This is a genomic window from Bacillus sp. G402, from assembly GCF_051172515.1.
Taxonomy (GTDB): domain Bacteria; phylum Bacillota; class Bacilli; order Bacillales; family Bacillaceae; genus Bacillus; species Bacillus altitudinis.
Genome location: NZ_JBPIZC010000001.1, coordinates 831,428 through 843,973, shown reverse-complemented (window position 1 = coordinate 843,973; position 12,546 = coordinate 831,428). Strand labels below are relative to the sequence as shown.

At 41.2% G+C, this 12,546-nt stretch carries 11 protein-coding genes; all 11 read left to right on the top strand.

Features of this window, described 5'->3' with window-relative positions:
* Positions 1-18 precede the first annotated feature (18 nt).
* The 11 genes from ymfI to ACSBQP_RS04455 all read left to right on the top strand — a co-directional run bounded on the left by ymfI (position 19) and on the right by ACSBQP_RS04455 (position 12,537).
* A complete protein-coding gene (gene ymfI, locus ACSBQP_RS04505; protein WP_435028222.1) occupies positions 19-747 on the top strand; it encodes an elongation factor P 5-aminopentanone reductase in 729 nt (242 codons plus the stop codon).
* Positions 748-820: 73 nt separating this feature from the next.
* A complete protein-coding gene (locus tag ACSBQP_RS04500; RefSeq protein ID WP_008344693.1) occupies positions 821-1,078 on the top strand; it encodes a DUF3243 domain-containing protein in 258 nt (85 codons plus the stop codon).
* Positions 1,079-1,209: 131 nt separating this feature from the next.
* Complete coding sequence (locus tag ACSBQP_RS04495) at positions 1,210-2,001, top strand: DUF3388 domain-containing protein (protein ID WP_003211480.1); 792 nt, start codon at positions 1,210-1,212, stop codon at positions 1,999-2,001.
* A 23-nt stretch (positions 2,002-2,024) separates the two neighbouring features.
* Positions 2,025-2,936 carry a helix-turn-helix domain-containing protein gene (locus ACSBQP_RS04490; RefSeq protein WP_435028221.1) on the top strand — a complete coding sequence of 304 codons (912 nt, stop codon included), beginning with the start codon at positions 2,025-2,027 and terminating at the stop codon, positions 2,934-2,936.
* Positions 2,937-3,009: 73 nt separating this feature from the next.
* Complete coding sequence (pgsA, locus tag ACSBQP_RS04485) at positions 3,010-3,591, top strand: CDP-diacylglycerol--glycerol-3-phosphate 3-phosphatidyltransferase (RefSeq protein WP_008344688.1); 582 nt, start codon at positions 3,010-3,012, stop codon at positions 3,589-3,591.
* Between the two features lie 16 nt (positions 3,592-3,607).
* Positions 3,608-4,858, top strand: coding sequence for a competence/damage-inducible protein A (locus ACSBQP_RS04480; protein ID WP_007499480.1), 1,251 nt, complete (start codon positions 3,608-3,610; stop codon positions 4,856-4,858).
* 177 nt (positions 4,859-5,035) lie between these two features.
* On the top strand, positions 5,036-6,079 hold the full coding sequence (gene recA, locus ACSBQP_RS04475; RefSeq protein ID WP_007499478.1) for a recombinase RecA: 1,044 nt from the start codon (positions 5,036-5,038) through the stop codon (positions 6,077-6,079).
* Positions 6,080-6,379: 300 nt separating this feature from the next.
* Positions 6,380-7,942 (top strand): ribonuclease Y, encoded by a 1,563-nt coding sequence (rny, locus tag ACSBQP_RS04470; RefSeq protein WP_003211958.1) that lies wholly within the window; start codon positions 6,380-6,382, stop codon positions 7,940-7,942.
* An 89-nt stretch (positions 7,943-8,031) separates the two neighbouring features.
* Positions 8,032-8,826, top strand: a complete 795-nt coding sequence (locus ACSBQP_RS04465) for a TIGR00282 family metallophosphoesterase (protein WP_008344680.1) — start codon at positions 8,032-8,034, stop codon at positions 8,824-8,826.
* Between the two features lie 202 nt (positions 8,827-9,028).
* A complete protein-coding gene (gene spoVS, locus ACSBQP_RS04460; protein ID WP_003211281.1) occupies positions 9,029-9,289 on the top strand; it encodes a stage V sporulation protein SpoVS in 261 nt (86 codons plus the stop codon).
* A 203-nt stretch (positions 9,290-9,492) separates the two neighbouring features.
* A complete protein-coding gene (locus tag ACSBQP_RS04455) occupies positions 9,493-12,537 on the top strand; it encodes an efflux RND transporter permease subunit (protein WP_435028220.1) in 3,045 nt (1,014 codons plus the stop codon).
* The last annotated feature ends 9 nt before the right edge of the window (positions 12,538-12,546 follow it).

Genomic DNA, 12,546 nt, shown 5'->3' with positions numbered 1-12,546 from the left:
AGAAAGTAGGAACAAAGTATGAGTCGTTGGACACTGATTACTGGTGCCAGTGGCGGAATTGGGCAGGCGACAGCCAAAAAGCTTGCCCAAGAAGGCTGCCATCTGATGCTCCATTATCATCAAAATGAACAAGCGGCTAGTCGTCTTTCCGCCGATCTCAAAGAAACATATCAAGTAGAAACGTACGTCGTTCAAGCTGATTTAGCGAAAACAGGCGGAGCAGCAGAGCTTGTCAGCCGCCTGCCGCTTGATCCAGATATTCTTGTTTTAAATAGCGGAAAGAGTCATGTTGGTTTAGTGACAGATACTGAAAAAGAAGTTCTAGCCAGCATGGTGCAGCTTCATGTGACAAGTCCATATGAGCTTACCCAATCCATTTTGCCTGCCATGATCCAAAAAAAGTCAGGTCATATTATTGCGGTTAGCTCAATATGGGGGGAAACGGGTGCCTCGTGTGAAGTACTGTACAGTATGGTCAAGGGTGCTCAAAATGCCTTCATTAAGGGGCTTGCCAAAGAGCTTGCCCCAAGTGGAATTAGAGCAAATGCAGTCTCACCAGGTGCGGTTCAGACTGATATGATGAAAAGCTTCACACAAGAAGACCTTGCGATGATGGAAGAGGAGATTCCACTCGGTCGTCTTGCTGCACCTGAAGAGATAGCCGATGCCATTTGGTTTCTTGCCTCCAAGCAGTCAAGTTATATCACAGGTCAAATTTTATCTGTGAATGGCGGCTGGTACTGTTAAAAAACGTGTATAATTCGTCTCTCCATGACAAAAGCTATGGCTGTAATTCATCTTTTCGAATGGAGGAATCGACATGTCTGTACTTGAGAGCTGGGACCATTGGAAAAACTTTTTAGGTGACCGTTTAAATCATGCACAGGATAAAGGTTTATCAGATGATACCATCAATAACCTTGCGTATGAAATTGGCGGATACCTGGCTAATGAAGTTGAAGCAAAGAATGAGCAAGAAAGAGTACTTTCTGACCTTTGGAGCGTTGCATCAGAAGATGAACAGCGTGCCATTGCAAACATGATGGTCAAGCTAGTTGAAAATAATAGCTCGCACTAAACAAAAAGAGGGGTCGTTTGTGCCTCTCTTTTTATTTTAACTGTTTCACAACATTGTGCTTTCTAAAAATGTGAAAATGCTTTATGATAAAGGAAGGTAAAAATTTGCCACAATGAAGGGGGTAATATCATTTGGCAAAGCTCGAATGGTATTTTGAATATGAGATACAGGTGAACCGTCCCGGACTTTTAGGAGACATTTCTTCTTTAATGGGGATGCTTTCAATTAATATTGTGACAATTAATGGTGTTGATGTATCAAGACGCGGCATGCTTCTTCGATGTGACCACACAGATCAAATTAAGCGGCTTGAATCAATTTTAAATACAATGGAAACGATAAAAGTAACGAAACTAAGACAGCCAAAACTTCGTGACCGTTTAGCTGTTCGTCACGGAAGATACATTCAGCGTGATGCGGATGACAAAAAGACGTTCCGTTTTGAAAGGGACGAGCTTGGTCTACTTGTCGATTTTATGGCTGAATTATTTAAAAAAGAAGGACATAAATTGATTGGAATTCGCGGCATGCCGCGGGTTGGAAAAACAGAATCAATTGTTGCTTCAAGTGTATGTGCAAGTAAGAGGTGGCTGTTTGTATCGTCGACTCTTTTGAAACAGACCATTCGCAGTCAGCTGATTGCAGATGAATACAGCCCAGATAACGTCTTTATTATTGATGGGATTGTGTCGACAAGAAGAGGTTCTGAAAAGCACTTGCAGCTTTTAAGAGAAATTATGAGACTGCCTGCTACAAAGGTGGTAGAGCATCCAGATATCTTTATTCAAAATTCAGAATATACAATGGATGATTTCGACTACATCATTGAATTGCGTAATAGTGCAGACGAAGAAATTACATACGAGCACGCTGAAGAACCACAAGTGTTTGATCATTCTGGTTTTTCTGGCTTCGATTTTTAATATGGTAATGGTAGGTGTTTGTTTTGACTGAATTGGGAAAACGGCTCGTTGAGGCCAGAGAGGAAAAAGGGATGTCGCTGGAGGATTTGATGGCGGCTACCAAAATCCAAAAGCGCTATTTGCTAGCAATAGAACAAGGAAACTATGATATCATTCCAGGTAAATTTTACGTCAGAGCGTTTATTAAACAATATGCCGAAGCCGTTGGACTGAATCCTGAACAATTGTTCGAAGAGTTTCGTAAAGATGTACCAAGCACGTATAACGATGAAGTGTCTGATAAATTATCAAATATTAAACCGCAACGAGAGCTGCCAAAGCCTGCCTCAAAGGTACTGGAGCTGCTTCCGACGATTTTAATCATTGGAGGGATCCTTGTGGTGATCGCTATCATTTATGTGATCGTTCAAGCGGTTAATCATGATAGCGGACAGAAAAATAATCAGGCGGCTCCTCAGCAATCAGAATCAAAATACGAAGTGTCTAAGGATTCATCGCTTGCAAAGGATCAAAAGAAAAAGGAAAAAGCTTCGTCAGATGATCAAGAAAAATCATCTGAAAAAGACGATTCCTCAAAGGATTCATCTAAAGACGATGAAGATGTTTCTTTGAAGGCGACGAATACAGAGGGTTCTACGACAACGTATGAAGTATCAGGTGCAGAAGAGATGGAGCTAACCATTTCTGCCTCACAAGCTTCATGGCTTCGTGTGAGAGACGAATCTGGAAAAGTGCTGAAGATGGGTGAATTGAAAGATGGCGAATCGTTTAAAACAGACTTGACTGATCTTTCCCAAGTCGATATTCGCTTAGGAAATGCATCGGGAATCGATATTAAAGTCAATGACGAAACGCTGAAGTACAAATTAGACCCTAAAAACACCATGACACAAAACATTGTGATTGTGAATAAAGGAAAGGAAAAGTCATCTTAAGCAAGTAGATGACTTTTCTTTTGTTCCTACTATTATATACATAAAAAAATGCCTTATTGGAGGATTGGAATTCATGTTTAACTTACCGAATAAAATTACTCTTTCTAGGATCGCCTTGATTCCTGTGTTTATGTTGATTATGCTTGCTCCATTAGATTGGGGTGTTGCGCGCTTTGGTGACGTCAGCATCGAAGTCACTCACCTTGTTGGAGCGATCTTGTTTATTGTCGCTTCGACAACCGACTGGATTGATGGTTACTATGCACGTAAGCTCAATTTAGTCACAAACTTTGGTAAATTTTTAGATCCGCTTGCAGATAAATTGCTTGTTTCAGCGGCTTTAATTATACTTGTTCAATACAACCTCACGCCGGCATGGATGGCAATTGTGATCATTAGCCGTGAATTTGCTGTAACAGGCCTAAGGCTTGTCTTAGCTGGAGGCGGTGAAGTGGTCGCAGCCAATATGCTTGGAAAAGTGAAGACGTGGGCGCAAATCATTGCGATTTCGGCACTTCTTTTGCATAACCTGCCGTTTGAACTTGTATCATTCCCATTTGGTGATCTTGCTATGTGGGTAGCGGTGTTCTTCACTGTTGTCTCAGGCTGGGATTACTTTGCGAAAAACTGGGAAGCCTTAAAGAATTCTAACTAAAAAGGACGTGTACGCTTTGAAGTCAGAGAGAAAAGCAGAAATTATTGCAGTCGGTTCCGAACTTTTGCTAGGGCAAATTACGAATACGAATGCACAATTCATCAGCAAACAACTAGCTGAAATTGGTGTGAATGTTTATTACCACACAGCAGTTGGTGACAATCCAGAGCGTTTAAAAAGGGCCATTCAAGTGGCGCAGGAAAGATCGAATTTTATTATCTTCTCAGGGGGTCTTGGACCAACGAAAGATGATTTAACAAAAGAAACCATTGCGAGTACGCTCGGTAAAGAGCTTGTGCTAAATGAAGAAGCATTTGAGTCTATTCAAGAATACTTCCGTAAAACCGGACGTGATATGTCACCGAACAACCGTAAACAGGCGCTCGTTCTAGAGGGATCTGATGTGCTCGTAAACCGTTTCGGAATGGCACCTGGTATGTTTATACAAGAGGGAGATACGTTTTACATTCTGCTCCCTGGACCGCCAAGTGAATTGCATCCGATGTTTGAAAACGAAGCGAAGCCGCTTATTTCTGAAAAACTCGGCCTAAAGGAAAAAATCGTGTCTGTAGTCTTGCGTTTCTTTGGCATCGGTGAATCTCAGCTGGAAACAGATCTTGAAGATTTAATTGATGCACAGACCAATCCGACGATTGCACCGCTTGCAGCTGACGGGGAAGTGACGCTAAGGCTGACAGCCAAGCATGAGGATGAAAAAGAAACAGAGCGTCTGTTAAAAGAAACAGAAGCACAAATTTTAGAACGGGTCGGCGAGTACTTCTACGGATATGGTGATACATCTCTTGCCTTTGAAGCTTCAAAGGCCTTGCATGAACACGGGAAAACAGTAGCAGCAGCTGAAAGCCTGACTGGTGGTATGTTTTCAGAGTGGCTGACAGATCTCGAAGGGGCATCATCCATTTTAAACGGTAGTGTGGTTTGTTACACAAATCAAGTCAAGCAGCAAGTGCTGGGCTGCCGTGAAGAAACATTGTCTTCTCATGGTGCTGTCAGCAAAGAGTGTGCGTTAGAGCTCGCAGAAGGCGTTAGAAAACTGACGGGAAGCGATATCGGTATTAGCTTTACAGGTGTGGCAGGTCCTGAACCACACGAAGGACAGCCGGTTGGAAAAGTATTTATCGGGCTATCGACAAAAGATCAGACAGACGTGTTTGAATGGATGTTTACTGGCAGCCGATCAGGCATTCGCAAGCGTGCTGTGAAATATGGTTTGCACCACCTTCTCAAATTATTAAAAGAAAGTTAATTTTGGTTTTTATGAGGTTTACTCCTTTATAAAAGAGCGTTTTTTCTAATAGAAACAGCTCTTTTCTTAAATAATCTGCCAAGAAAAAATCGAATATGTGTTCGTTTTTTTCTTGGCAAATGACGTAAAACAAGGTATAGTATAGATAGTGGAATTGATAAAGGAGGAAACAATAGAATGAGTGATCGTCAAGCAGCCTTAGATATGGCTCTTAAACAAATAGAAAAACAGTTTGGTAAAGGCTCTATTATGAAACTAGGAGAGCAAACAGATACACGTATTTCAACAGTACCTAGTGGTTCGTTAGCACTTGATACTGCGCTTGGAATAGGTGGATACCCTCGCGGCCGTATTATTGAAGTATATGGTCCAGAGAGTTCTGGTAAAACGACAGTAGCACTTCATGCGATTGCTGAGGTTCAGCAGCAGGGAGGACAAGCTGCATTTATCGATGCGGAGCATGCGCTAGATCCAGTTTACGCTCAAAAATTAGGTGTCAACATTGATGAGTTGTTACTTTCTCAGCCGGATACAGGAGAACAAGCACTTGAAATTGCAGAAGCACTTGTTCGTAGTGGTGCAGTTGATATTGTTGTCATTGACTCAGTAGCTGCTCTTGTACCAAAAGCAGAGATCGAAGGAGACATGGGAGATTCACACGTTGGTCTTCAAGCACGTTTGATGTCTCAAGCACTTCGTAAACTATCTGGTGCTATCAACAAATCAAAAACAATTGCGATCTTTATTAACCAAATTCGTGAAAAAGTAGGGGTTATGTTTGGTAATCCTGAAACAACGCCTGGTGGACGTGCACTTAAGTTCTATTCATCTGTTCGTTTAGAAGTACGCCGTGCTGAACAGTTGAAACAAGGGAACGACATTATGGGGAACAAAACGAGAATTAAAGTTGTGAAAAACAAAGTGGCACCGCCATTCCGTATTGCCGAAGTAGACATTATGTACGGTGAAGGTATCTCGAAAGAGGGAGAAATCATCGACCTTGGAAGCGAACTAGATATCGTACAAAAGAGCGGGGCTTGGTATTCTTATCAAGAGGAACGTCTTGGACAAGGACGTGAAAATGCGAAGCAATTCCTAAAAGAGAATAAAGACATTCTTCTTATGATTCAAGAGCAGATCAGGGAGCACTACGGTTTGGATACAAACGGAGTGAAATCAACTGACGAAGAAGGACAAGAAGAATTGGAATTGAATGACTAAAAAGACGCTGAAAAGCGTCTTTTTTTTACAATTACATAACAGCTAGCGGGTCAAAAGTTCTGTCTTTGCTTGAAATAACGACTTACGCCTTAGTCTGACTAGCTTGACAAGTATTTCCGACACAATTACAATGGGAATGTATCACTTGTTTTTCTTAACATGATTGATAACTAATTTAAACTTGACAAGGGCAGTGAGGATCTCATTCCCTGTGAAGGCCCTGTATGTTGAGACACAAAACAATGTACATGCCGACACTTTATTTGTAAAACCAAGTTCATAGCAAGAGGAGGTGAAAATATGTCGCCTACGATGTTTACGATCATCTCCATTTTGCTGAGCCTAATCTGTTTAGTTGTTGGCTACTTTGTTCGTAAAACCATTGCAGAAGCAAAAATATCCGGCGCAAGAAACATGGCCGAACAAATTGTTGAGGATGCAAAGCGTGATGCGGAAGCATTGAAGAAAGAAGCACTCTTAGAAGCGAAAGATGAAATTCATTCGTTTCGTGTAGAGGCGGAGCAAGAAGTTCGTGAAAGACGTAATGAGCTTCAAAGACAAGAAAACCGTTTACTTCAAAAAGAGGAAAACCTTGATCGCAAGGACGAATCTTTAGATAAACGGGAGTCCCTGTTGGAGAAGAGAGATCATTCTCTGAATGAACGACAACAACATATTGAAGAGATGGAAAGCAAAGTGGATGATATGATTCGTTTGCAGAAAGCTGAGTTGGAGCGTATTTCTAGTCTAACTCGAGATGAAGCGAAACAAATCATTCTGGATCAAGTTGAAAATGAGCTTTCCCACGACATTGCAGTCATGACGAAAGAATCTGAAAACCGGGCGAAAGAAGAGGCTGATAAAAAAGCGAAAAACATTCTTTCACTTGCGTTACAGCGTTGTGCAGCTGATCATGTAGCTGAAACAACAGTATCTGTAGTCAATCTTCCAAATGATGAGATGAAAGGTCGTATTATCGGACGTGAGGGACGAAATATCCGTACGTTAGAAACGTTAACAGGTATTGACCTGATCATTGATGATACACCTGAAGCTGTCATCTTATCGGGCTTTGATCCGATAAGACGTGAAACAGCTAGGATAGCTCTGGACAAGCTAGTCCAGGATGGACGTATTCATCCTGCACGAATTGAAGAAATGGTGGAAAAATCACGCCGTGAAGTCGATGATTATATCCGCGAGATGGGTGAGCAAACGACATTTGAAGTCGGAGTTCACGGTTTGCATCCGGATCTCATCAAAATTCTCGGTCGCTTAAAATTCCGTACTAGTTATGGACAAAATGTCCTGAAGCATTCAATTGAGGTTGCACATCTTGCAGGTCTCATGGCTTCAGAGCTTGGAGAAGATGCAAAGCTTGCAAAACGAGCAGGTCTTCTGCATGACATTGGAAAAGCCATTGATCATGAAGTAGAAGGAAGCCACGTGGAAATTGGCGTTGAGCTTGCGACGAAATATAAAGAGCATCCTGTTGTCATCAACAGTATTGCATCTCACCATGGTGACCAAGAACCGACATCTATTATCGCTGTTCTTGTTGCGGCAGCCGATGCATTATCTGCAGCACGCCCTGGTGCAAGAAGTGAGACGCTTGAAAATTACATTCGGAGACTTGAGAAATTAGAAGACATCTCTGAATCTTATGAAGGTGTTGAAAAATCGTTTGCGATACAAGCTGGACGTGAAGTGCGTATTATGGTGAAGCCAGATTCAATTAATGATCTTGAAGCTCACCGTCTAGCAAGGGATATTCGTAAGCGGATTGAGGACGAGCTCGATTACCCTGGTCACATTAAAGTGACAGTTATTCGAGAAACTCGCGCAGTAGAGTATGCAAAATAGAGCGGTGCGCTTAGCGCCGCTTTATTTTTTTGTGTAAATATGCAACACTGATAAGAAGATCATTTTATAAGAGAAAGGGTTCAAAACGTATGAAAATATTATTTGTTGGAGATATCGTTGGTTCACCTGGCAGAGATACACTGAAAGAATACTTGCCAAAGTTAAAGAAAAAATATCAGCCACACTTTACGATTGTCAATGGAGAAAATGCGGCTCATGGGAAAGGTCTTACTGAAAAAATCTATCATGAGCTGCTTCAAGCTGGGGCTGATGTGCTCACGATGGGGAACCACACATGGGATAAAAGAGACATTTTCGATTTCATCGATGATGCACCCCATATTGTTCGTCCGGCAAACTTCCCGCAAGGTACACCAGGGAAAGGGCTTACTTTTATTAAAAAACAAGGTAAAGAACTAGCTGTCATCAACTTGCAAGGCCGCACATTTTTACCTCCGATTGACTGCCCATTTCAAAAAGTAGATGAGCTCATAGCAGAAGCTTCAAAACGTACACCGTTTATTTTTATTGATTTTCATGGTGAAGCCACAAGTGAAAAGCAAGCAATGGGTTGGTATACAGATGGCCGTGCATCATGTGTCGTTGGAACACATACACATGTTCAAACAGCAGATAACCGTGTCTTGCCAAAAGGAACTGCTTATATTTCGGATGTTGGCATGACTGGTCCTTATGACGGTATTTTAGGTGTTGATCGGGAAACGATTATTAAACGATTTAAAACGAGCCTCCCTGTCCGTTTTGAAATTGCAGAAGGCCGCACGACATTAAGTGCAGTGATCGTAGAAATTGACGAATCGTCGAAAAAAGCTGTCAAAATTGATCGAATTTTGATAAATGATGACCATATTTTCTTTGAATAAATATTCACATATTTATTTCAGAAAAATATTAATCAGAAAGAAGGAATATGCGCCCTCTATCGTGAATATAGTAAAAATGGTAGGTAGCCTGCTATTTTTGAAAAACATTTTGGGGATGGATTTTCAAAAAAATAGCAACATCTAACAAAGATTGTTCTAATGAACACTCACTTATCCATTGTAAATTTAAGGGGGAGCAAAAATGGAAATTTTAAAAGTTTCAGCAAAGTCAAATCCAAATTCAGTAGCAGGAGCATTAGCCGGCGTTTTACGTGAACGCGGTGCAGCGGAAATACAGGCTATCGGCGCTGGAGCACTGAATCAGGCGGTCAAGGCTGTCGCCATTGCAAGGGGATTTGTTGCGCCTAGCGGAGTGGATTTGATATGCATTCCAGCCTTTACTGACATTCTTATCGATGGAGAAGAAAGAACAGCAATCAAACTGATTGTTGAACCACGATAATTCTAATTTTATTATTTTCAACCTGCTTACATCATGTAAGCAGGTTGTTTTTGTTTACCGCTATACATTTCTTATATAACATATTTCTTTCACAAAATAGATAGAAAATGACATATTAGAGCTTGCATTTTTTCACCATGATGATAAATTAAGATTAAGTTGAAAATACTTCATCAAAAATAAATATTTAAGTAGGTGAAATAATGATCGAAGCTTTTTTAAAAAGAGGAAAGCTTGTTTTTATTTTATTTTTTATCGTTCTCATTGCTGGAGGTTATTTGTTTACACAGCTTCCTAAACGAGAACTGCCAGAGTTTCAAGCAAATATTGTAACCATTTCGACTGTTTTCCCTGGTGCTGATGCAAAACAGGTAGAAAGTGATGTCACCAATAAGCTCGAGTCGGCCATTTCTGATATCAATGGTGTAGAGAAGACAAGCTCTGTTTCTGCTATTGGTTTCTCAAATATTGTGCTTGAAATTGATGATCAAGCCGATTTTCAAAAGGTGGCAAGTCAAATCAAGAGTGAAACCACAAATGCCGCCTCTTCTTTTCCAGATGGTGTGATGGAGCCAGATGTAAAGGATGAGTTTGGCAACGTGCCAATTGGTTCTTATATGATTGTATCAAGTAATTCATCTGATTTAGCAAAAAGTCAGGAATCGCTGCGTGCGTTAAAAGAAAAAGTGGAGGACATCAAAGGTGTTGATGGAGTCGTCATCAAAGGGTTCAATGACAAACAAGCAATATTGAACTTGGATTCAAGTAAACTGGAGGATAACGGGTTAAACGTGACCGATGTCACAAATGCCATCAATCAAGAATTTGACACATCCCCTCTAGGTGACGTTCAGGCAGATGGAGAAAAGGTCAAGCTGTCCATTGATGCCTATGATCGTTTAGATCAAATCAAAAAGATTGAGATTTTCTCAAAAACGAGCCGAGAGCCTGTTACAATCGGTCAGCTTGGTCGTTTAAAAGAAGTAGAAAAAGAGAAAAGTGATATCGTTTCATATAACGGAAAGCCAGCCTATTCATTTACAGTCAATATCAAGCCGGGACTGGATATTCCTAAAATGTATGACAAAGTCAGTGCGGTCATTGAAAAAGAGAAAGAGCTGCCAAATGGTGTGGATTGGATAGACTACTATTCACAAAAAAGTGAAGTGGATTCCATTTTTAACGATTTAATCAAAGAAGCGATCGTGGCCATCATCGCCGTCATTATCGTCACCACACTTGGTCTAACCATTGGTGGTGCGTTTATCGTTTCACTTGCGATTCCGCTATCCATAACGATCGGAACCATCCCGCTGCCGTTTTTACAAGTGGACCTTAATCAAATTTCAATTATTGGCTTTATCATTGCGCTAGGGATACTTGTAGATGACGCCATTGTCGTCAACGATAATATTTTGAGGCAGATGAAAAAATACGAAAGTCCGCTTAAAGGAACAATTGCAGGTGTAAAAGAAGTGGCTGGATCTATTTTAACGTCAACACTGGCTGTTGTCTTTGCCTTCTTGCCGCTTGTTTTCCTTTCTGGTGCGAACGGTTCATTTATTCGAGCGTTACCGTCTGTTCTAGTCACAACTGTACTTGCGTCAATGGTTATTTCATTGACACTTGTGCCAGTGTATCAATATACAGCAAACCGAAAAAGAAAGAACAAGAAGATTCAAAAGGAACCGGGCTTTTTAGGCAAACCATTAAAAAGATTAGCTGATTTTTATGCAGATCGAGTACTGACAAACATCGTGAAGCGGCCACTTCTCATTGGATTAAGTGGTTTGCTCGTTGCCACACTTGCCTTTTTGCTTATTTTCGCCACACCATTTGAGTTTTTCCCTGCGGCGAATAAGAAAGAAGTTGTTGTCACTGTGACACTTCCAAGTGAAACAACCTTAGATAAAACAAATGACACATTAGAGAAAATAGAACAAGAGATCAAACAGCAAAAAGGCATTGAAGAGACGGCCATTTTTGCAGGCGGTGGTGTGCCGAACTTATTTAATGAAAGCATTTCAAACGCAAGTGATCATACTGGTCAGGTTGTTGTCAGAGTAGACAATGAGCAGATGACAAGCAAAGCATTGATCGATCGTATGACAGAGCCATTGCGAAAGAAATTTAAAGATGCTGATATCTTTATGAAAACCATTGTTCAAGGACCACCAACGGGAGCGCCTGTGACCGTCACTGTTGCAGGAGAACAATTTTCAAAACTCGTGGATGTGAAAGAGAAGCTCACAAAAGAAATGAAAGAAAGCGGAGCGAGCCTGATCACAGACGATGTCAATCAGCCGGTGAAAACCATCTCATTTGAATTAAATCGTGACCGAATGGCAGAGGATGGGCTCACTGCTCAGTTTGTCAGCAGACAGCTTGGCCTTGTTACAGAAGGAATTCCATTAGGCACCTTTAAACAAGGAACAGATGACATCGACCTCGTAGTGAAACAAGACATGAGCACACATCAAAACGGACTGAAGCTAAAAGACATCAAGGTGCCTGTGAGTGCAAATGAGGGTGGCATTCCTCAATTGGAGCCGCTTAGCCGATATGTAAAGGAAAAAGAAACAGAGCAGTATGAAAGCATTCCTCATGAAAACGGGATGCCGACGATCACGTTAAAGGCATATCCTGGTACATCAGATACGTTTAAAGAGGATATGACAGAAGTCGTAAATGAAGTTGGGAAAAGCGATGCAGCGAAGAATTTGACCATTTCTCAGGGCGGAGAAAATGAAGATCAAACCCAATTCTTTATTGAAATTAGTCTCTTATTTGGGGTAGTCCTTCTGCTCATTTATGTGACCATCGCTTTCCAGTTCAATTCACTCATGCTTCCGCTTTTAGTTCTTGGAACGGTTTACTTAGCGATATCCGGCGCCATTATTGGACTATTTGTCACTCAAACGCCGTTTAGCTTTATGGCCACAATGGGGATTGTCTCATTGGCAGGTATTGTTGTCCGAAATGCGGTCGTTTTGTTTGAATTTATTGAACAGAGGCGCAAGCAAGGTCTCGATCAACAGGCAGCTGTGATTGAAGCGGGGAGAGCAAGGATTAGACCTATTTTGCTGACAGCATTTACAGCACTTGTCGCTCTTATGCCCGTTGCTTTAAGTAATGACCCACTCTTTAAGCCGCTAGCGATCTGCATCGTATCAGGTGTCTTTTTCTCAACGATTCTGACACTACTGATTGTGCCGGCTTTGTATGTGGCCGTTTCAAAAAAACACTGACAACTTAAA